Here is a 20,062-nt window from a genome sequence, read left to right as displayed (position 1 = left end):
AAGGACCAGCTTGTCGCGGTGATTGGGGTGACCGGGTGACAACCGTTGAGCCGGAGACCGAGGCGACCTACGCGGATGCGACAGCGCCCGTCGACGAACGGGTGTCGGATCTGCTGACCCGGATGACCCGCGAGGAGAAGCTCGCGCAACTCGGCAGCACGTGGGCGTTCACAGTGCTGGAGGGCGGACGGTTCGCGGCGGAGCGGGCCCGGCCGATCCTTCGACACGGCCTGGGGCACGTGACCCGCGTCGCGGGCGCGACCAGCCTGAAGGCGGCGCAGGTGGCGCGGGCCGCCAACGCCATCCAGCGCTTCCTGGTGAGCGAGACCCGGCTGGGGATCCCGGCCATAGTGCACGAGGAGGTCTGCTCGGGGGTCATGGCCCGCGAGGCGACCATCTTCCCGCAGGCGATCGGCGTCGCGAGCACCTGGGCGCCGGAGCTCAACCGGCAGCTGGCCGACACCGTTCGCGCACAGATGCGCGCCATGGGAAGCCACCAGGGGCTCTCGCCGGTGCTGGACGTGGTGCGCGACCCACGGTGGGGCCGGACGGAGGAGACCTACGGCGAGGACCCGTACCTGGTGTCCCGGATGGGCGTGGCGTTCGTCCGGGGCCTGCAGGGCGCCGACCTGACAGACGGCGTCCTCGCCACTGCCAAGCACTTCGTCGGCTACGGGGCGTCCGAGGGTGGGCTGAACTGGGCGCCGGCCCACCTGCCGCCGCGTCTGCTGCGCGAGGTGTACCTGTACCCGTTCGAGGCGGCGGTCCGCGACGGCGGGCTCCAGTCGGTGATGGCCGGCTACCACGAACTCGACGGCGTCCCGTGCCATGCCAACCAGGAGCTCCTCGCCGACGTCCTGCGTGGGCAGTGGGGCTTCACGGGCAGCGTGGTCTCCGACTACTTCGCCGTCAACGACCTCCACTCGTACCACCACTTCGCGCAGGACAAGCAGCAGGCCGCGACGGTGGGCCTCGGCGCGGGCGTGGACGTCGAGCTTCCGGCGACGGACGCGTACGCGGATGCCCTCACCCGCGCCCTGGACGCCGGCGAGGTCAGCGAGGCCCAGCTCGACGAGGCTGTCGCACGGATCCTTCGGCACAAGGTCGAACTCGGGCTCTTCGAGAACCCGTACGTCGACGAGGATGCGGCCGCTGCGACGGCCAACGCCGAGCGGCACCGGGACGTGGCGCTGGAGATCGCCCGCCGCAGCCTCGTCCTGCTCAAGAACGACGGCGTCCTGCCGCTGCTCGGGGAAGCCGGAACTGTCGCGCTTATCGGCCCGAACGCCGACGACGCCCGACACCTGCTCGGTGACTACTCGTTTGCGGCCCACATCGAGGCGTTGGCCGCGGCGCGTAAGCGGCGTGGCCTGCTCGGCGAGATGATGACGATCCCGGATGATCTGGAGATCGACGAGAGCACCGACGGTGTGCCGACGGTGCGTGACGAACTCGCGGCGCGGCTGGGCGACCGGCTGCGCTTCGCCCCGGGCTGCGACGTGCTCGATCCGTCGACCGAGGGGTTCGCCGAGGCGGTAGCGGTCGCCGCGGCGGCAGACGTCGCGGTGCTGGTCATGGGGGACCGCTCGGGAGTGACGCGCGAGGCCACCACGGGGGAGTCGCGGGACCGGTCCAGTCTGGACCTGCCGGGCGTGCAGGAAGAGCTGCTGCGTGCCGTCGTCGCCACCGGCACGCCCGTCGTTGCGGTGCTCGTCGCCGGCCGACCCGTCGGCAGTGACTTCCTGCACGAGGAGTGCGCCGCCGTGCTGATGGCCTGGTTGCCGGGGGAGACCGGGGCGCAGGCGATCGCCGAGGTGCTCCTCGGTGTGGTGAACCCGAGCGGAAGGCTGCCGATCTCGTACCCCCGCGGCGTGGGCCAGATCCCCGTCTTCTACGGCCACAAGGTGTCCGGCGGGCGGTCGCACTGGCACGGCGACTATGTGGACTCGCCGGTCGCCCCGCGATACGCCTTCGGCCACGGCCTCGGGTACACCTCGTTCGTTATCGAGGACGCCACGGTGGAGAGCGCCGAGGTCCGCGCCGGGGACAGCGTCGGTGTCGAGGTCACTGTCACCAACACCGGACACCGGGCGGGGGAGCAGGTGGTGCAGCTCTACGTCCGCGACCCGCAGGCCACGATCACCCGGCCGGTGCTGGAGCTGAAGGCCTTCGCCCGCGTCGAGGCCGCCGCCGGCCAGCGGGTGGCGGTACGGTTCGCGCTCCCCACCGGCCAGCTCGGTTTCTACGACCGGAGCATGGCGTACGCGGTGGAGGCAGGGCAGATCGAGGTGTACGTCGGCTTCTCGGCTGTCGACCATACCCATGCCGGCACCTTTGTCATCAGTGCGGACCCGGACCGGCCGACGCCGAAGGTCTTTACCGGGATCGTCGAAGTTCGGCAACTGTGATCGTTCACCCGGGTCGGGGAATGGTTCTTGACGGAGTGTGCCGTCCTGTTGTCAACGGGTAGCACCAACGCGGAAATCGAGCCCCACTCTGACCCCCGGCAGAGGGTGCCGATTGCGTTATCCGCAACGGCGTCCGAGCGTCAATCCCGCCCTCGGGAGTGTCCAGTTGGGACGTTCTTCTCGATGGTCGGGTAAGGACGAAGAGGTCTTGTGTTCGTAATCGTTCTCAGTTACGTTGGCAACATCCTGGAAACGTAACCGATAACGATTGCAGTCCAGAGAGAGCGGCATGATTGAAGTCAATGCACCGGTGACAATGAGTGATGTCGCCCGAGCTGCCGGCGTTTCCACCGCCACGGTCTCGCGCGTCGTCAACGGGCATTACGGCGTCAGCGCTCGCACAGTCGCTCAGGTGCGCTCCGCCATCGAGCAGCTCGGCTACGAGTCGAGCCTGGTGGCCACCAGCCTTCGGCGCAGCCGCACCAACGTTCTGGGTCTGGTGGCGCACAGCTTCCAGTCGTACACGGCGGAAGTGCTCAAGGGCGTGATGAAGGCGCTGAGCCGCTCGGGCTTCGATCTGATCATCTACGCCAACAGCGACCTCTACGGGTCGTATTCGGAGGGTTGGGAGCAGCGGCACCTGACCCGGCTGTCGGGCACCCTCACCGACGGGTGCATCGTCGTCACGCCCTGGGGCGAGGTCCGGAGCCGGACGCCGGTCGTGGCCATCGACCCGGTGCGGGGCTCGACGGCACCCTCGGTGATTTCCGACAACCTCGCTGGCGCCACCACGGCGGTCGAGCACCTGCTCGGCCTGGGCCATCGGCGCATCGGGTTCATCGCCGGCCGCGACAGCCTGGCCTCGGCCTGGTCGCGGGAGGAGGGATACCGGGCCGCGCTGACCACCGCCGGGGTTCCGGTCGACCCGACACTGATCGGCCGAGGAGATTTCAACCCCGAGTCGGCGACTCCGCTGGCGCGCGTCCTGCTGCAACGACCGGACCCACCATCGGCGATCTTCGCGGCGAGCGACGGGATGGCCTTCAAGGTTCTGGAGGTCGCCAGGGAACTGGGGTTCTCGGTGCCGGGGGACCTGTCCGTCGTGGGGTTCGACAACATCCCCGAGTCGGCGTCGACCCGGCCGGGTCTGACCACCGTGGACCAGTCGATGTATCAGCTCGGGTACGAAGCCGCGCGGATGCTGAAGTCACTGGTGACCGGCGAGTGGGACGAGCCGGGCCAGATCGTGCTTCCGACCAGCCTCGTCGTGCGCGACTCCACCGCACCACCGAAGAGCGCGCCACGACCATGACGTCAGCCCATTGGTGCACAAGCCTGGTCGCTCCCGACAGAGCGATCAGGTCAGGCGTGCCAGTGGCAGCAGCCCGAAGGAGGTGCACGCAGCACACACGGCCAGATCCACAGGTGAGTTGAGCCGTCAGTCGGGTCGCATCCGCTGCCGGCACACGAAAGGAGTGGAGTGTGACTACCGAACAGTATCACGGGCGCTCACGCCGTCTGGGCGTACGCCGGCGGCTCTCGGCGGCGTTCACCGCCGGGGTCATCGCCACCGCGGCGGTGCTCATCGCGCCGCAACCGGCCGCGGCGGACACGCCGTGGCTGGACGTGTCCGCAGACCGCTACGCCACGTTCGCCGTCCCGGCGGCGTACGTCCAGGAGAACCTGGGCACCGTCTCGCAGGTCGTCGTGGAGGGAAACTTCGGGCCGTCGGCCAGTTGGGCGGAGTTCGGTCTGACCCGCCGGGGTGACGTGTGGTCGGGTGTTCTCGGCGCCCTGGAGCCCGGGCTGTACAACTACCAGCTCACGGCCGACGACACCAAGACCATCAAGGACCCGACGAACAGCACTGGGGTCGCGTCCAACCCGCTCCTGAGCACTTTCTTCATCGCGGGTGACTCGGCCCGGTGGCTGCTCGACGCTCCGGCCGGCACCGGCGGGAAGATCGAGACGCTGACCTACCGGACCAGGAACGCGCAGCGCTCCGCGGTGGTCTGGACGCCGCCGGGTTACGCGGCCAAGGGCTCCAAGGGATACCCGGCGCTCTTCCTGCAGTCGGGTGACGGTGTGGCCGCCACCGACTGGCTCGATCTCGGCCGATCCAAGCAGATCCTCGACAACCTCTCGGCCGCGGGCGCCATGAGCCCGATGGTGGTGGTGCTCAACAACGCCGACGCCTCGGACGACAAGGAGTTGAAGGACCTCCGGAAGGCGGTCACCGACAACTATCGGGTGCTTCGCGATCCGGCGCACCAGGCGATCGCGGGTGTGTCCGACGGCGCTACGCAGGCGTTGCGGGCCGGGCTCACCAGGCCGGGCCAGTTCGGTTACGTCGGTTGGTTCTCCGGCACGTCGGCTCCGACGATCGACCGGAAGGACGCCAAGGCGATCAACCGCGGCGTCAAGCTGCTCCGCCTGTACACCGGCAACGTCACCGATCCCGCTCACAACCCCACCTACCGGCTGACGAAGGCGCTGGGCCGCGCCGACGTCCGGTTCGAGTTCGACGGGGTCAACCCCGATGGCGGCGCGACCTGGACCACCTGGCAGGAGAACCTCGTCGACTTCGCGCCGCGGTTGTTCCGGCACGTGGCCGACCACGGGCCCAGCCCCGGTCACACGCAGCTCAAGGGCGAGTTCAACCCGCCACCGGCCGGCACCACCCCGACGCCCTTCGTCACCGAGGACGGGTTCGTCACCTTCGAGACCACCACGGACTTCGCTGACGCTCAGCACGTCACGGTCTGGGCGAACGTTGCGCCGGGCGGGAGTTGGCTGCGACTGCCACTGACCCGTGACGGTGACCGGTGGCGGGCAACAGTGGGCCCGCTGAAGCCCTGGTTCTACTACTACCGGCTGATCGTGGACCGGGTCGCGGTCAAGGACGCCTCGAACCCGACGAGAGTCACCACCGAGCCGATGTGGAGCACCTTCTTCATTCCCGGGCCTGGTGCCCGACTGCTCGCGGACGTGCCCGCCGGTCGGGGCGGAACTGTCGAGAGCATGACCTACACCAGCGCGGTGGCCGGCCAGGACCGGACCGCGCTGGTCTGGACCCCACCGGGGTACGACCCGAACCGGGCGCAGCCGTACCCCGTCCTCTACCTCCAGCACGGCGGTGGCCAGAACTACACGGACTGGGTCGAGATGGGCCGTGCCAAGCAGATCCTCGACAACCAGTTCCTCGACGGCGACCTCACGCCGATGGTTGTCGTGATGGGCAACGGCAACTCGTCGAACTTCAACAGTGAGTTGCGGGAGAACATCGTTCCGACGGCCCGTGCCCGCTACAACATCTCCAGCGATCCGTCGCAGCAGGCCCTCGCCGGCCTGTCGATGGGCGGCGGGCAGGCGTTCGGGGTGCTGCGGGCCTACCCGGGCGAGTTCGCCTACGTCGCCGCGTTCTCGGCCGGTTTCGGCAGCGGCACCGGCGTCGACGTGGCGGCGATCAACAACGGCACCAAGATGCTGCGCCTCTACGTCGGTGACCAGACCGACTTCGTGTACCCGAGCTTCATGGCATCGCTGACCACGTTGGACAACCTCGGTATCCGCTACGAGTTCGACGGGGTCACCCCCGGGCCGCACGGCTGGGACGTGTGGCAGAAGAACCTCATCGACCTGGCGCCCCGTCTGTTCAAGCGCTAGGAGCCGTCGCCGGTGACGCCACCGGGAGCAGGGCTTCCTGCCCCCGGTGGCGCCCGCCAGCGCATGGATGCAGTGCACCGCCATCGCCGAAGGGAACCATCTCAATGAAGAGAAGACGAATACTCGCCACGGTAGCCATGCTCGCGGCGGGGACCGGCCTCGTCGCCTGCTCCTCCGACGAGGGCGGCAGCGACGCGAGCAATTGCACGAACACCATCACCAAGCAGAACGTGCCGGTCGTGACGATGTGGGGCTGGTACCCCAACACTCAGCTCGTCGTCGACAACTTCAACAAGCAGCACGACGATGTGCAGGTCTGCTGGACCAACGTCGGCCAGGGCAGCGACGAGTACGACAAGTTCCAGACCGCCATCTCGGCGGGCACCGGCGCACCCGACGTGATCATGGTCGAGGCGGACCGGATCCCGACGTTCCAGATCCAGGGCGCGCTCGTCGACATCAAGCAGTACGGCTTCGACGCGGTCAAGGCCAACTACAGCGAGGGCGCCTGGAAGGACGTGTCGGTCGGCGACAAGGTCTACGGCGTCCCTGTCGACGGCGGTCCGGTGGCGATGATCTACCGCAAGGACATCTTCGACAAGTACAAGATCACGCCGCCGAAGACCTGGGCCGAGTACGAGCAGGCCGCGCAGAAGGTCAAGGACGCCGGCGGTCCGCTTTTCGGGGACTTTGGCGCGAACGTCCCGGCGGTCCTGATGGCGCTGCAGATCCAGAAGGGTGCCACGCCCTTCACCTCCGATCCGGCGCAGCCGAACGCTATCGGTGTGAAGCTCAACGACCAGGCGTCCAAGGACGTGCTGGACTACTGGGGTGGCCTGGCGAAGAAGGGCCTGGTCGGCACGCAAAACCAGTTCACCCCGGAGTACATCTCCGGCGTGATCAACGGCAACTACGCGACGTACATCTCGGCGGCGTGGGCACCCGGCTACCTCACCGGCGCGGGCGTCGGCAAGGGTCAGGACACCGGCAAGTTCGCTGTGGCGCCGCTGCCGCAGTGGGACCTGGCCAACCCGGTGCAGGTGAACTGGGGCGGGTCGGCGTTCTCGGTGACCAAGCAGGCGAAGAAGCCGGAGCTGGCCGCGAAGGTCGCCTACGGGCTCTACGCCGACAAGGAGTCGCTCACCGACGGCTGGACCAACCAGATCATCTTCCCGCTGAACCTCACGGCGCTCAAGGATCCCGCCTTCGTCGACCTGAAGGTGGCGTTCTTCGGCGGCCAGCAGGCGAACAAGGAGGTCTACGTCCCCGCCGCCGACGCCTACCAGGGCGTCCAGTACGCCCCCTTCGGCCAGTACTACCTCGACGCCATGGAAAAGCAGGTCAGCGAGGTCATCAAGGGCTCCGTCACCGGTTCGCAGGCTGCCGACCGGCTCCAGGAGGACGTGGCGAAGTACGCCAAGGAACAAGGCTTCACCGTTCAGTGACCGGATGGGTGGGCCGCGTCGACACTGGCCGGCCGGCCCACCCGCCCCCCTCAGCGTCCACGTCCCGGAGACCAAAGATGACACTCCTGACCGAGAAGCGCGCACCGCGTCCTCAGCCTGAGACGCGCAAGATCCGTGGCAAGGTGCACCTCCGCGAACACCTGATGGGGTGGCTCTTCGTCGGGCCGTTCGGGATCGTGTTCCTGGCGTTCCTCATCGCACCCCTGGCGTACGCGCTGTACCTCAGTCTCTTTCAGAAGAAGCTGATCGGCGGCACCAGCTTCGTTCTCTTCGACAACTACGTGAAGGCGTTCACCGACCCGAGCTTCCTGTCCGGGGTGTGGTTCGTCATCCGCTTCTCGCTGGTCTCGATCCCACTGCAGATCCTCATCGCGCTCGCGCTGGCCCTCATCCTGGATGCGGTGACCACGGCGTTCGCTCGCTTCTCCCGCCTCATGATCTTTCTTCCGTACGCGATCCCCACCGTCATCGGGGCCGTGATGTGGGGGTTCCTCTACAGCAAGGGCTTCGGCCCGCTCACCGACATCTTCGGGCTGTTCGGCGCCACCGCGCCTGACTTCCTGAGCAGCGACCTGATCTTCTATGGGCTGCTCAACGTCGTCACCTGGCAGTGGGCCGGCTACTACATGATCATCCTGTACGCGGCGTTGCAGGGCGTCGACCCGACGCTCTACGAGGCGGCCCGGATGGACGGCGCCGGACGGTGGCAGATCGCGACCCGGATCAAGATCCCGCTGATCGCGCCCGCCCTGATCCTCATCCTGGTCTTCTCGCTCATCGGCACCCTGCAGTTCTTCAACGAACCGCAGATCCTGCGATACCTCGCCGCGGGCGCCATCGGCTCGGACTTCACCCCGAACATGTACGCGTACCAACAGGCGTTCTCGCTCGCCAACTTCAACTACGGGTCGGCGATCTCCTTCGCCCTCGGCGGCGTCGTGTTCATCTGCGTGTACGCCTTCCTGTTCTTCACCCGCAAGCGGAGGAGCTTCCTGTAGATGACCGACCACACCAGCGTCCGCGCCGGCGCCCGCCGACCGCAGCGCTATCTCCCGATGCAGATCCTGCTCGGCTTCCTGGTGATCTACTTCCTCGTACCGTTCTGGTGGGTCATCGTCAACAGCTCCAAGGACGCACCGGGCCTGTTCGGCGGCGGCAACACCCTCTGGTTCACCGACCAGATCGACTACCTGGGCAACCTCAGGCAGCTCTTCACCTACGACGGTGGCATCTACCTGCGGTGGATGCTCAACTCCACGCTCTACGCCATCGCCGGCGGCGTCGGCGCCACCGTCCTGGCGGTGATGGCCGGCTACGGGTTCGCCAAGTACCGGTTCGCCGCCCGACGCTTCAGCTTCGCTGTCGTGCTCGGCGCGCTGATGGTGCCCGCCACCGCCCTGGTCATCCCGACCTTCATCATGTTCTCCCGGCTCGGCCTGACGAACACGGTCTGGGCGGTGATCCTCCCGTCGCTGCTCAACCCGTTCGGGGTCTACCTGATGCACGTGTACGCGCGCGACGCGGTGCCCGACGAACTCCTGGACGCGGCGCGGGTCGACGGTGCGGGGGAGCTGCGGACGTTCTTCCAGATCGCCCTTCCGCTGATGCGTCCCGCGGTGGTCACAGTGCTGCTCCTGTCGGCGGTGGCGTCCTGGAACAACTACTTCCTGCCGCTGGCCATGCTCTCCGACAACAGGCTCTTCCCGGTCACCGTCGGTCTTGGCCTCTGGCAGGGAATCGCGTCCGCGAACAACGCGGGAACCACCTCGCTGTGGAGCCTCATCATCCTGGGCTCCCTGGTGTCCGTGATCCCGCTGATCATCGCGTTCTTCAGCCTGCAACGACACTGGCGCGGCGGCCTCTCCGTCGGAGGTCTCCGGTAGGCCGCGTCGACGCCACCAGCCAATCCACCACACGCGCATTGATCGCCGCGCAGGACGCGGCCGGACGGATGACAGAGAGGTGTGCTGATGTCGACGACGAATCGACCGCTGCGCAGCGGGGAGTGGTTCGGTGCGGAAGGTCGCAACGGGTTCATCCATCGATCCTGGATGCGCAACCAGGGGTTCGCCGACGACGTCTTCGACGGTCGCCCGGTGATCGGCATCGCCACCACCTGGTCGGAGCTGACACCCTGCAACGCCCACCTGCGCGACCTCGCCGAGTCGGTGAAGCGGGGCGTGTGGGAGAGCGGAGGCCTGCCGCTGGAGTTCCCGGCGATGAGCCTGGGCGAGCCGCTGATGCGACCCACGACCATGCTCTACCGCAACCTGCTGGCGATGGAGCTGGAAGAGTCGGTCCGCGCCAACCCGCTCGACGGGGTGGTCCTGCTCTCCGGCTGTGACAAGACCACCCCCGGCCTGCTGATGGGAGCGGCGAGCGTCGACCTGCCGACCCTGATGCTGACCGGCGGCCCGATGCTCAACGGCAAGTTCCGCGGCCAGGACATCGGCTCCGGCACCGTCGTCTGGCGCTTCACCGAGGAGATGCGGGCCGGTCGGATGACCGCGGCCGACTGCTCCGAGGCGGAGGTCGGCATGTCCCGCAGCCGAGGCCACTGCATGACGATGGGCACCGCGTCCACGATGGCCTGTGTGACCGAGGCGCTGGGCGTGCAGCTGCCGGGGGCGGCCGCCGTGCCGGCGGTCGACTCCCGGCGGTACGCGCTCGCGCACGCCGCCGGACGCCGGATCGTCGCCATGGTCGAACAGGACCAACGGTTGTCCTCGGTGCTCACCAGGCAGGCGTTCGAGAACGCCGTTCGGGTCAACGCCGCCATCGGCGGTTCCACCAACGCCGTCGTACACCTGCTCGCGATCGCCGGACGCCTCGGCGTCCCCCTGTCGCTGGAGGATTTCGACATCCTCACCGCCGACGTGCCGATGCTCGTCAACCTCATGCCGTCCGGGACGTACCTGATGGAGGATTTCGCCTACGCGGGCGGCCTTCCGGTGGTCATGAAGGAACTCGCCCCGCTGCTGCACATGGACCACGTCACGGTCAGCGGCAGAAGCGTGGCGGAGAACGTCGACGGCGCCCAGTGCTGGAACCGGGACGTCATCGGCACCATGGAGGAGCCGTTCCAGCCCGCCGGCTCGGGCACCGTGGTGCTGCGGGGCTCGCTCGCGCCGTCCGGTGCGGTGCTGAAAGTCTCCGCCGCCTCCGCCCACCTCCTCACGCACACCGGCCCGGCGCTCGTCTTCGACCGGATCGAGGAGTACGTCGTCGCCGCCGACGACCCGGACCTCGACGTCACCCCCGACACGGTGATCGTCGTCCGCAACGCCGGACCACGGGGTTACCCCGGCTTCCCGGAGGTGGGCAACGTGCCCATGCCACGACGGTTGCTCGCCGACGGCATCACGGACATGGTGCGGATCTCCGATGCCCGGATGAGCGGCACCGGCTACGGCACCTGCATCCTGCACGTGGCACCGGAGGCGTCAGTGGGTGGCCCGCTCGCGCTGGTACGCACCGGCGACCTGGTCTCCGTCGACGTTTCGACGCGCCGCCTGGACCTCCTGGTCGACGACGCCGAACTGGCCCGACGCCGCACCGCCTGGCAACCTCCGCAGCCGGTGGCCGACCGGGGTTGGGTACGGCTCTACAGCGAGCACGTCCTGCAGGCGGACAGCGGCGCGGACCTCGACTTCCTTGTCGGTGGCAGCGGCAGCGCGGTGCCCCGTCACTCACACTGACGGCCACGATCGGACGAGGTCCACGAGAAACTGATTCCATGGAAGAACGGACGGCCCGCCAGTGCGAGTTCACGCAAAGGCCGCTGTGACAGCGGCTGACCGGCCCCCGGTCATGGCCGACGTCGCTCGCCTGGCGGGCGTGTCACACCAGACGGTGTCCCGGGTCATCAACGGGGCACCCAGCATCAGACGCGAGACGCGGGAGCGGGTCCTGGAGGCCATCCGACGACTCGACTACCGCCCCAACACCGCCGCCCGCGCGCTGGTGCGCGGACGGTCCGGAATGATCGGCATCATCGGCACGGCCAGGACGCTGTTCGGCCCGACGAGCATCCATCGCAGCGTCGAGGACGCCGCCCGCGCGGCCGGCTACTTCGCCACCTCGGTGAGCCTCTCCGAGGTGACGGTACGGGCGCTCAGCGACGCCACCGAACACCTCATGCGCGTCGGCGTGGAGGGCGTCGTGATGATCGCCGGCAACGATGAGGCCCTCGAGGTGGTGCGGATGACGCGCTCGGGTGTCCCCTTCGTCGTCGTGGAGGGCGATCTGTCCAGGGCCAGCGTGACGGTCGGCGTCGACCAGGTGCTCGGCGCCCGGATGGCCACCGAGCACCTCCTCGACCTCGGGCATCGAGAGATCGTGCATGTGAGCGGTCCGCCCAACTGGGCGGAGGCGCGCGCCCGCCTCGAAGGGTGGCGTCAGGCGATGAGTTCCGCGGGCCTACGCCCGCCGGAGCCGGTCGAGGGGGACTGGAGAGCGCACAGCGGCTACGCCGCCGGGCTGCGGATCGGTGCGATGCGCGCGACCACTGCGGTGTTCGCCGCCAATGACCAGATGGCCATCGGGGTACTGCGCGGGTTGCACGAGCGTGGGCGGCGGGTGCCACACGACGTCTCCGTCGTCGGATTCGACGACGTGCCCGAGGCGCCCTACCTCATCCCGCCGTTGACGACGATCCAGCAGGACTTCGACGCGGTCGGTCGGCGGGCCATCACCGCCGTCACCCAGGCCATCGACGACACGGTGCCGCAGCGTCTGCCGCTGGTCGTCCCCAAGCTCGTGGTGCGGCAGAGCACGGCGCCGCCGACCGCCACCTGAACAGCCAGAACCTCCACCGGATGCCCGCCGACGGGCGGGAGCCCCGGCGTGTGGCCGGGGCTCCCGCGACATCGATAGTGCGTGGGTCGAACGAGGTGTTCAGAGCGTGAAGACGAGGGTGGAGATGCTGCGGGCGCCGACGTTGATGGTGGCCTGACCGCCGTTCACGCTGGTCGGCTGGCTGGCCGCGTTGGCGTTCTGCGAGGTGAGATAGTGCTCGGCCCGGCTGACGTTCTGCGGGGCCTGGATCACGGCGTTGTTGACCGCGCTGTTCGAGCGGTTGAGGATCACCAGGGTGATCTTCCCGTCGCCCTGGTAGGCGGTCACCTCCAGCGGCGAGGCCTTCGAGCTCTTCGACAGAGCGACCCGCTGGTAGCCGGGGCGGACGTACTTCGCGTACTGCGAGAAGGCGTACCCGCGCTTGAGCGGAGCACCAGCGACGGTGCCGAACGCCGACTCACCGTCACCGATGAACGAGTAGTAGCGCTTGCCGTACCACCAGATGTAGGCGTTCCAGTTGGCCTCCATCGACTTGTGCACTGTGCGCATGATGTCGTCGAGGGTTTCGTTCCAGACCGCCGTGTTGGCGGGGTTGCCCCAGATGTTGGAGCCGCCGCCGTCGGCGGCGTGCAGGTTCCACTCGGTCATCCACACCGGCTTGTTGTGCTGCTCCGCCAGCGAGTACGGCCGCAGTCGACCGGACTCCTCGGTGCCGTACAGGTGCCCGCCGATGTAGCCGATGTTGTTGCGGGCGGTCGCGTCGTTGAGGGTCGGATCGGTGAAGTTGTAGTTCATGTTCACCGCCTCGGCCACCATCAGCTTGGTGTTCTGCACCTTGGTGCCCTGGTCGCGCACGAAGGTGCGCAGCTCGGTGCCGCTCCAGTCCATCGAGTCGTAGTCCGGGTGCCAGTCCGGCTCGTTCTGCACCGACGTGACGTCGATGGATACGCCCTGGCCGCGCATGTACTGCACGTAGCTGTTCAGATGGTTGGCGTAGTCGTCGTAGTAGTCGGTCTTCAGCTTGCCGCCGTTGACCCGGCTGTTGTTGGTCTTCCACGCCGCCGGCGCGGTCCACGGCGAGGCGAGGATCTTCACGTTGGATCCGTACGACTTCGCCGTCTTCAACGAGTTCACGTGCGTCGCCCACTCGCTGGATTCCGGCGACAGGCCGGTCCGCACGATGGAGAGCCCCAGCTGGTTGGCACCCATCCCGACCAGTGTCTGCGTGTCCGTCGTCGACCAGGCGCTACCCCAGATGGACTGCGCGGCCCCGAAGCCGTCGACCGTCTGGTACCTGGTCGCGCTGTTGACCGTGATGTCCGCCGGCCCGGTCGGCGGCGGGGTGGTGGGCGGCGGGGTGGTGGGCGGCGGGTCGGTCGGCGGCGGGGTCGTCTCGGTGCCACCGGTGCAGCCCACCCCGTTCAACGCGAAGATCGTCGGATCGGGGTTGCTGCCGGTCCACGAGCCGTTGAAACCGAACGAGACGGTCCCGTTGGTCGCGATGGCCCCGTTGTAGCTGACATTCTTGGCGGTGACAGCGGTGCCGCTCTGCGTCAACGTCGTGTTCCACGCCTGCGTGACGGTCTGGCCGGCGTTGTAGTTCCAGGTCAGCGTCCAACTCGTCACCGCGTCGCCGAGATTGGTGATGGTGACGTTGGCGCCGAAGCCGCCCTGCCACTGCGACGACACGTTGTACTTGACCGAACAGCCGGCGGCGGCGGCCCCCGCTGGCATCGCCACGGCGACCGCTGCCGATGCCAGCAGGACGGCGCCGGCCGACACCAGGGCGGCGTTCTTCACTCTTCTTCTCACGAAACTCCTCCTGAGATGGTGGTGGCATCCACGCCTCGGGAGGGCTCGTCTGCGGCGAGATCAGCGGTGGTTGTGCGGTGGGGGATTGGGAGCGCTCCCAGGTGCTTGATTCAGAAAGTTAATTCGTATAACGAATCCTGTCAATGCAATCGGCCTGAGCGCGATGGTGCCGTCACCGGCCGCAGGCGCCGCACTGCCGGCGAGTGCGCAGGTGGTAGTCGGTGGACGCGATCACCAGGCCCACCCCCATGACGAGGTACGCCGACATCGCCACCCACAGGAACGCGTCGGAGAACTCGCTGTGCGAGTCCGAGATCACCTGCGCCATCCCCATCCCGAAGTAGGCCACGATGCCGGTGCCGAGCCCGAAGCCGGGCGCCAGCAGCAGCAGACGAGGAATGGTGCGCCCGGCGAGCAGCGGAACCCACTCCGGCCAGACCTCACCCCAGTGGTGTGCCAGCGCCAGTGGCAACAGCACTCCGGCCAGCACCAGGCCGATCTCCAACCCGAGCAGGGAGGCGCTCTGGTCGACGCGGTCGAACCCCACCACGAACTGGGCCGCGAAGCGGGTCACCAGACCGCCCACAGCGGCCCACGCGGCCCAGCGCGCCCACCGCGCGGGCGCCGAGCGCCGCGTACCCGGTCGAACTGTCCGGCAGCAGACTGGGCAGTCGCCCCGGGTGCGCCGCTGGTAACGCGCGGTAGCCAGAGCGAGCAGCACCGCTCCGGTGACACAACCGAGCCGGCTGACGAACGCCAGCGGGTCGAAGAACGGGCCGACGGTGAACAGCAGGAAGCCCACCAGCTCCGGCAGCAGGATCGCGGCTGCCGCGACCAGCGCTCCGGCGACAGCCCAGGCGAGCCCCGCAAGCGCTGGCCGCCAGGTCGCCACCCGGTCCAGGGCAACCGCCAGCCCGCCCGCGGCCGCGCACAACGCCACCGACCACCAGCCGGTGAAGCCGAGCAGGTCGAACCCGAGCCGCCCGAACTCCGGAGCCTCGCCGACCGTCCAGGCCAGACGCACGCCCCCGTATGCCACGGCCCAGCCGAGCACTGCGTACGTCAGGCCATGGAGGCTCCGTCCGACGATCTGTGTCGATGTCGTCATGCACCGATCCTGCTGGCGTCCCGCGGTGAGCGGGCCCCGCTGACGGGGGAAGGCGTTCCCTCGCGGGAGGGACCGGCCGGACCGTGGGTGCGCCGAACAGAGCCGGACAGGGGCTCGCGGTTCCAGCATGGCGGGTGCGTCAGACAGCTGTGTCACTTGTGGAGTGACAGGGTGTGGTGTGAATCCTCGGCCTTCTATACCGTGGCACGGTCACGGGTGGCCACTTCCTCGACTGGGCCGTCCCGCGACGACGTCGCGTACGCGTTCGACACGGGGGAGTTCGTCATGACCATGGAATCACCGACGACCGGCCGGGTCGAGGCCGGTGAGGCTGGCGTGCAGCAGAAGATCGACACGTCGGTGCCGCATTCGGCGCGGATCTGGAACTACTGGCTCGGTGGCAAGGACAACTTCGCTGTCGACCGCGAGGCCGGGGACCAGTATCGCCAGGTCTTCCCCGGCGTCGTCGACGTGGCCCGGGCCTCCCGGCAGTTCCTGGTCCGCTCGATCATGTTCCTCGCTGCCGACGCGGGCATCCGCCAGTTCCTCGACGTCGGCACCGGGCTGCCGACCGCCAACAACACGCACGAGGTGGCCCAACGGATCGCCCCGGACGCGCGGATCGTCTACGTCGACAGCGACCCGCTGGTGCTGGTGCACGCGCGCGCGTTGCTGGTGGGCACGCCCGAGGGCAGGACCGCCTACATCGACGGCGACCTGCGCGACCCGGCCGCTGTCATCTCCGAGGCCGGCAAGACGCTCGACTTCGCGCAGCCGATTGGTCTCATCCTCAGTGGCGTCATGGGTCACGTGCCCGACTACGAGGCGGCCCGTTCGGTCACCAGGCAGCTGGTGGCGGCGCTGCCGAGTGGCAGCTACCTCTCGCTGAACGACGGCACGAGCCTGATCAGCGCCGAGATGCAGCAGGCGCAGGACGACTACAACGACAGCGGCGCGACTCCGTACACTCTGCGCTCGCCCGACGAGATCGCCGGCTTCTTCGACGGCTTGGAGCTGGTCGAGCCCGGCGTCGTGCCGTGCCCGCAGTGGCGACCGGACGACGCTGTCGACACGCCTGCCGACATCGATGCCTTCGGCGGGGTGGGCCGCAAGCGCTGACGCCGCCGCGCGGCACTGACGGTCAGCTGGTCTGGTCGGCTGGCGGGAGGACGCTCTGCACCGCCACGCAGGGGTCCGTGGCGGGTGCGGCGGCGTGGATCGCTTCGGCGGCCCGGGCGGCGAGGTCACGAAAGACCTCGCGCTGCTGCTCGGGTAACCCGCCCAGGACGTGGTCCTCGACGTGGGTGACCCGCCGCTCGGCCTCGGCGAGCGTCTGGCGTCCGCGTTCGGTGGCCACCACCCGTCGGGCCCGTCGGTCCTGGGGGTCGGGCCTGCGCTCGATGAGACCGGCGTTCGCCAGGTCGTCGATGACGTAGGTCAGCACGCTGCGGTCGATGGCCAGGCGAGCGGCCAGGGCGCCCTGCGTGGGCACCTCCTCGTGCACGACGACGGCCAGGATGTGGTACCCCCGACTGCCGTGCGGCAGGTCCTTCAGTAGCTCCTCGACGCGCTCCTGCCAGCGGCGCAGCACCATGCCCAGCGACCAACCGAAGTTCGAGCCGCGCTTGCGGTCGGCCGGCAGCTCGCACGGATCGGTCACGGACATGTCCCGATGCTAGTGGCCGGCGCGTTGATCATCATCCGACATCGCGACAGTCCAGGAATGATTGGCGACCAAGATAGGTTGTCTGACAAACGATAGGCACAGAACATCATGAGTTGATCAAATGATCGCGTGGATGGTGAGACAATGTCGGACTACGGGCACGAACTCCGGTTTGGGTCGTTCCTGACACCCAGCGTGCACGACCCGGATCAGGTGGTGGCGCTGGCCGAGCTGACCGAGGCGGCAGGGCTGGACCTGGTCACCTTCCAGGACCACCCGTACAACGCGGAGTTCCTCGACACCTGGACCCTGCTGAGCTGGGTCGCCGCCCGCACGGAGCGGCTCCGGATCTCCGGGAACGTCCTCAGCCTGCCGCTGCGCCCGCCGGCCGTGCTGGCCCGGGCCGCGGCGAGCCTGGACCGGTTGTCGCACGGCCGTTTCGAACTGGGCCTCGGCGCCGGCGCGTTCTGGGACGGAATCGAGGGCATGGGGGCACGTCGGCTGACCGCGGGGCAGGGAGTCGCGGCCCTGCGGGAGGCTATCGACGTTCTGCGCGGCGTCTGGGACGACACCGCCACCGGACCGCTGCGGCTGGACGGGGAGTACTACCCGGTACCCGGAATGCAGCGCGGCCCGAAGCCGGCACACGACATCGACATCTGGCTCGGCGCGTACCAGCCGAAGATGCTGGCCCTGACCGGCCAGAAGGCCAACGGCTGGCTGCCGACGCTGGAATACCTGCGATCTCCGGACCGGGTGACCGCCAACCGGCTCATCGACGAGGCGGCCGTCGCCGCGGGCCGCGAGCCCCGGGAGATCAGGCGGCTGCTCAACCTGTTCACTGTCGACGTCTCGTCGCGCAGCAGCGGCTTCCTCCAGGGGCCCGTCGAGCAGTGGGTCGACCAACTGCTTCCGCTGGTCCTGGAGGAGGGGTTCAGCACCTTCCTGATCGGGCGCGACGACCCACGCCTCATCCAGACCCTCGGGCAGGAGATCGCCCCCGCGTTGCGGGAGGCGGTCGCCAGGGAGCGCACCGGGGGTGAGGTCGGCGTCGGGCCGGTCCGCACGAGCGTCGCGCTGGCCGAGCGGCACCCCGGCCTCGACTACGACGCGCTGCCCCCGTCGCTGGCCGACAGGTCCGTCGAGCCCGGTGACCAGGAGTACGAGCGGGTACGCCACACCTACAGCTGGCACGGCTCGCCGGCCCTGGTGATCCGTCCGCGGAACGCCGCCGAGGTGGTCGACGCCGTGTCGTACGCCCGGACGCAGGATGTGCCGCTGTCGGTGCGCAGCGGCGGGCACGGCATCAGCGGCCGGTCGACGAACGACGGGGGAGTCGTCATCGACATGTCGAGGATGAAGAAGGTCGAGGTGCTCGACCGGGCGACACGCCGGGTGCGGCTGGAGCCGGGTGCCCGCTGGGGCGACGTGGCCCAGGCGCTTGCCCCGTACGGCCTGGCCATGAGCTCGGGCGACTACGGAGACGTGGGCGTCGGTGGTCTTGCCACCACCGCCGGCGTCGGATACCTGGCGCGCAAACACGGCCTGACCATCGATCACGTCGTTGCCGCCGAGATCGTCACAGCGGACGGCCGCCTGCTCCGCGTCGACGACGAGCATCACCCCGACCTGTTCTGGGCCGTCCGCGGCGCCGGTGGGAACTTCGGGGTGGTCACCGCGCTTGAGCTGGAGGCGTACGAGGTCGACAAGGTCGTCTACGCCCAGCTCGTCGCGGACGCGACAGACACCGCCCGACTGCTGCGCCGGTGGGGCCAACTGGTCGAGGACGCGCCACGGGAGTTGACGAGCTTCCTCTCCCTCTTTCCCGGCCGCCGTGGCAACCCCCCGGCTGCCCAGGTCACCCTCGTCTACGCCGGTGCGGACGTCGAGGCGGCACAGTCTGCCCTGAGCCCGTTCCTGGAGATCGGACCGATTCTCGACCAGCAGGCGCAGCTCGTGCCGTACCCGGCGATCGTCGCGCCGCCCGGCAACCAGCATCGGGGGCAGGGGCTGAAGGACACCCGAAGCGGTCTGCTGCACCACGTCACACCGCAGGCCGCCGACCTCATGGAAAACATGATCCACTCCGGCGACGTGATGATCATGCAGTTGCGATCCGTCGGCGGGGCGGTCAACGACGTAACCCGCGACGCGACCGCCTACCCGCACCGGGAGCAGAACTTCTCGGTACTCGCCGCTACGGTCCCGGACCGCCGGCCCCACCTCGACAAACTGTGGGACGAGCTGTACCCGCACCTCGACGGCCTGTATCTCAGCTTCGAGAGCGACACCGATCCGGCTCGACTGCTGGACGCCTGGCCCGAGCCCACCCTCGGCCGGCTGCGCGCCATCAAGGCCAGCTACGACCCGGACAACGTCTTCAACCGGAACTTCCCCATCCCGCCGGCTGAGCCGGTCGACTAGAGGGCACCGGACAGGTAGTCGCGGCGACGCTGCGGTTCGAACTTCTCGATCGCGTACCGCAGCATGACCCGGGGCATGACCCGGTAGCGGCGGGAGAGGAACTCCTCCTCCGCCGCTCTGTCCCGGTTGCCCACCTCGCGCAGCATCCAGCCCACCGCCTTGCGGACGAGGTCGTGCGGGTCGTGCAGGAGCCGGTCGCCGAGTCGGAAGGTCCACTCGAAGTCACCGGCCTTGATGAAGGCGAAGGTCGCCATGATGGCGATGCGCCGCTCCCACACGAGGCTCGACCCGGCCAACCGGTCCAGGACGCTCCGGTCCCGATCCATCAGCCAGGGGCCGACGATGTACGGCGCGGACGAGTCCACCAGGTCCCAGTTGTTGATCCGGCCGGTGTTGGCCAGGACGATATCGAAGATCTGACCCCGTTGCGGCTCGTCGCCAGCGCCGAACTTTCGTACCAGGATGAGCAGCGCCGTCAACCGTTCCTCGTGCGCGCCACCGGTGAGCAACCTCGTCGTCTCGGCCAGCGAGAGGTCGCGCCAGAACCTGCCGGCAACCGTGCGCTGGTCGGGCACTGAGACACCGAGGGCCCGGTCGCCCTCGCCGTACCCACCGGGCACCATCTGGAGGAACCGGCTCGTCGCCTCGGCTCGACGTGGATCGGCGAGGCTGGCGAGTGCCCGAGACACGTCGACGCTGGTGGCCATGACCGTCG

General features: G+C 68.6%; 14 protein-coding genes. 10 read left to right on the top strand and 4 right to left on the bottom strand.

Annotation, left to right across the window (positions count from 1 at the left end):
* Positions 1 to 35 precede the first annotated feature (35 nt).
* The 8 genes from AB0K35_RS02680 to AB0K35_RS02645 all read left to right on the top strand — a co-directional run bounded on the left by AB0K35_RS02680 (position 36) and on the right by AB0K35_RS02645 (position 12,337).
* The gene (locus tag AB0K35_RS02680; RefSeq protein ID WP_238667829.1) at positions 36 to 2,408 is read left to right on the top strand and encodes a glycoside hydrolase family 3 N-terminal domain-containing protein; all 2,373 of its coding nucleotides are present in this window, start codon (positions 36 to 38) and stop codon (positions 2,406 to 2,408) included.
* A gap of 289 nt (positions 2,409 to 2,697) precedes the next feature.
* Positions 2,698 to 3,720, top strand: a complete 1,023-nt coding sequence (locus AB0K35_RS02675; protein WP_363883273.1) for a LacI family DNA-binding transcriptional regulator — start codon at positions 2,698 to 2,700, stop codon at positions 3,718 to 3,720.
* Positions 3,721 to 3,890: 170 nt separating this feature from the next.
* Positions 3,891 to 6,074 carry an alpha/beta hydrolase-fold protein gene (locus AB0K35_RS02670; RefSeq protein WP_363883271.1) on the top strand — a complete coding sequence of 728 codons (2,184 nt, stop codon included), beginning with the start codon at positions 3,891 to 3,893 and terminating at the stop codon, positions 6,072 to 6,074.
* 104 nt (positions 6,075 to 6,178) lie between these two features.
* Positions 6,179 to 7,519, top strand: coding sequence for an extracellular solute-binding protein (locus tag AB0K35_RS02665; RefSeq protein WP_238667826.1), 1,341 nt, complete (start codon positions 6,179 to 6,181; stop codon positions 7,517 to 7,519).
* Between the two features lie 77 nt (positions 7,520 to 7,596).
* Positions 7,597 to 8,538, top strand: coding sequence for a sugar ABC transporter permease (locus tag AB0K35_RS02660; RefSeq protein ID WP_238667825.1), 942 nt, complete (start codon positions 7,597 to 7,599; stop codon positions 8,536 to 8,538).
* Positions 8,539 to 9,423, top strand: coding sequence for a carbohydrate ABC transporter permease (locus AB0K35_RS02655; RefSeq protein WP_363883268.1), 885 nt, complete (start codon positions 8,539 to 8,541; stop codon positions 9,421 to 9,423).
* An 87-nt stretch (positions 9,424 to 9,510) separates the two neighbouring features.
* Entirely contained in the window at positions 9,511 to 11,238 is a 1,728-nt protein-coding gene (locus AB0K35_RS02650) for an IlvD/Edd family dehydratase (protein ID WP_238667823.1), read from the top strand.
* A 112-nt stretch (positions 11,239 to 11,350) separates the two neighbouring features.
* Positions 11,351 to 12,337 carry a LacI family DNA-binding transcriptional regulator gene (locus AB0K35_RS02645; RefSeq protein ID WP_274525393.1) on the top strand — a complete coding sequence of 329 codons (987 nt, stop codon included), beginning with the start codon at positions 11,351 to 11,353 and terminating at the stop codon, positions 12,335 to 12,337.
* 99 nt (positions 12,338 to 12,436) lie between these two features.
* Here the strand turns inward: AB0K35_RS02645 and AB0K35_RS02640 are convergent, their stop codons facing one another.
* Together AB0K35_RS02640 and AB0K35_RS02635 are read right to left on the bottom strand one after the other, a co-directional pair.
* Complete coding sequence (locus tag AB0K35_RS02640) at positions 12,437 to 14,071, bottom strand: cellulose binding domain-containing protein (protein WP_363883761.1); 1,635 nt, start codon at positions 14,069 to 14,071, stop codon at positions 12,437 to 12,439.
* Between the two features lie 250 nt (positions 14,072 to 14,321).
* Positions 14,322 to 15,257, bottom strand: coding sequence for a hypothetical protein (locus tag AB0K35_RS02635; RefSeq protein ID WP_363883265.1), 936 nt, complete (start codon positions 15,255 to 15,257; stop codon positions 14,322 to 14,324).
* A gap of 291 nt (positions 15,258 to 15,548) precedes the next feature.
* Between AB0K35_RS02635 and AB0K35_RS02630 the strand changes: the two genes are divergently transcribed.
* A complete protein-coding gene (locus tag AB0K35_RS02630) occupies positions 15,549 to 16,376 on the top strand; it encodes an SAM-dependent methyltransferase (RefSeq protein ID WP_308193440.1) in 828 nt (275 codons plus the stop codon).
* Between the two features lie 22 nt (positions 16,377 to 16,398).
* Here AB0K35_RS02630 and AB0K35_RS02625 read toward each other — a convergent pair whose 3' ends face one another.
* Complete coding sequence (locus AB0K35_RS02625) at positions 16,399 to 16,923, bottom strand: MarR family winged helix-turn-helix transcriptional regulator (protein ID WP_238667819.1); 525 nt, start codon at positions 16,921 to 16,923, stop codon at positions 16,399 to 16,401.
* 144 nt (positions 16,924 to 17,067) lie between these two features.
* Here AB0K35_RS02625 and AB0K35_RS02620 point away from each other — a divergent pair, with 144 nt between their 5' ends.
* Complete coding sequence (locus tag AB0K35_RS02620) at positions 17,068 to 19,347, top strand: LLM class flavin-dependent oxidoreductase (protein ID WP_363883263.1); 2,280 nt, start codon at positions 17,068 to 17,070, stop codon at positions 19,345 to 19,347.
* Here AB0K35_RS02620 and AB0K35_RS02615 read toward each other — a convergent pair.
* Positions 19,344 to 20,054: a DNA alkylation repair protein gene (locus AB0K35_RS02615; protein WP_363883261.1), complete on the bottom strand. Its 711-nt coding sequence runs from the start codon at positions 20,052 to 20,054 to the stop codon at positions 19,344 to 19,346. The genes AB0K35_RS02620 and AB0K35_RS02615 overlap by 4 nt on opposite strands.
* Positions 20,055 to 20,062 lie beyond the last annotated feature (8 nt).

The sequence above is a fragment of the Micromonospora sp. NPDC053740 genome, from assembly GCF_040677775.1.
Lineage (GTDB): Bacteria > Actinomycetota > Actinomycetes > Mycobacteriales > Micromonosporaceae > Micromonospora > Micromonospora alfalfae.
Note: the sequence above shows the minus strand (reverse complement) of the source record. Positions and strands in the feature narration are given on the sequence as shown.

Coding starts and splice junctions, on each gene's coding strand:
- AB0K35_RS02675 (WP_363883273.1), top strand. CDS start 2,698: ATGATTGAAGTCAATGCACCGGTGACAATGAGTGATGTCGCCCGAGCT.
- AB0K35_RS02665 (WP_238667826.1), top strand. CDS start 6,179: ATGAAGAGAAGACGAATACTCGCCACGGTAGCCATGCTCGCGGCGGGG.
- AB0K35_RS02660 (WP_238667825.1), top strand. CDS start 7,597: ATGACACTCCTGACCGAGAAGCGCGCACCGCGTCCTCAGCCTGAGACG.
- AB0K35_RS02655 (WP_363883268.1), top strand. CDS start 8,539: ATGACCGACCACACCAGCGTCCGCGCCGGCGCCCGCCGACCGCAGCGC.
- AB0K35_RS02650 (WP_238667823.1), top strand. CDS start 9,511: ATGTCGACGACGAATCGACCGCTGCGCAGCGGGGAGTGGTTCGGTGCG.
- AB0K35_RS02645 (WP_274525393.1), top strand. CDS start 11,351: ATGGCCGACGTCGCTCGCCTGGCGGGCGTGTCACACCAGACGGTGTCC.
- AB0K35_RS02640 (WP_363883761.1), bottom strand. CDS start 14,071: ATGCCAGCGGGGGCCGCCGCCGCCGGCTGTTCGGTCAAGTACAACGTG.
- AB0K35_RS02635 (WP_363883265.1), bottom strand. CDS start 15,257: ATGACGACATCGACACAGATCGTCGGACGGAGCCTCCATGGCCTGACG.
- AB0K35_RS02630 (WP_308193440.1), top strand. CDS start 15,549: ATGGAATCACCGACGACCGGCCGGGTCGAGGCCGGTGAGGCTGGCGTG.
- AB0K35_RS02625 (WP_238667819.1), bottom strand. CDS start 16,923: ATGTCCGTGACCGATCCGTGCGAGCTGCCGGCCGACCGCAAGCGCGGC.
- AB0K35_RS02620 (WP_363883263.1), top strand. CDS start 17,068: ATGTCGGACTACGGGCACGAACTCCGGTTTGGGTCGTTCCTGACACCC.
- AB0K35_RS02615 (WP_363883261.1), bottom strand. CDS start 20,054: ATGGCCACCAGCGTCGACGTGTCTCGGGCACTCGCCAGCCTCGCCGAT.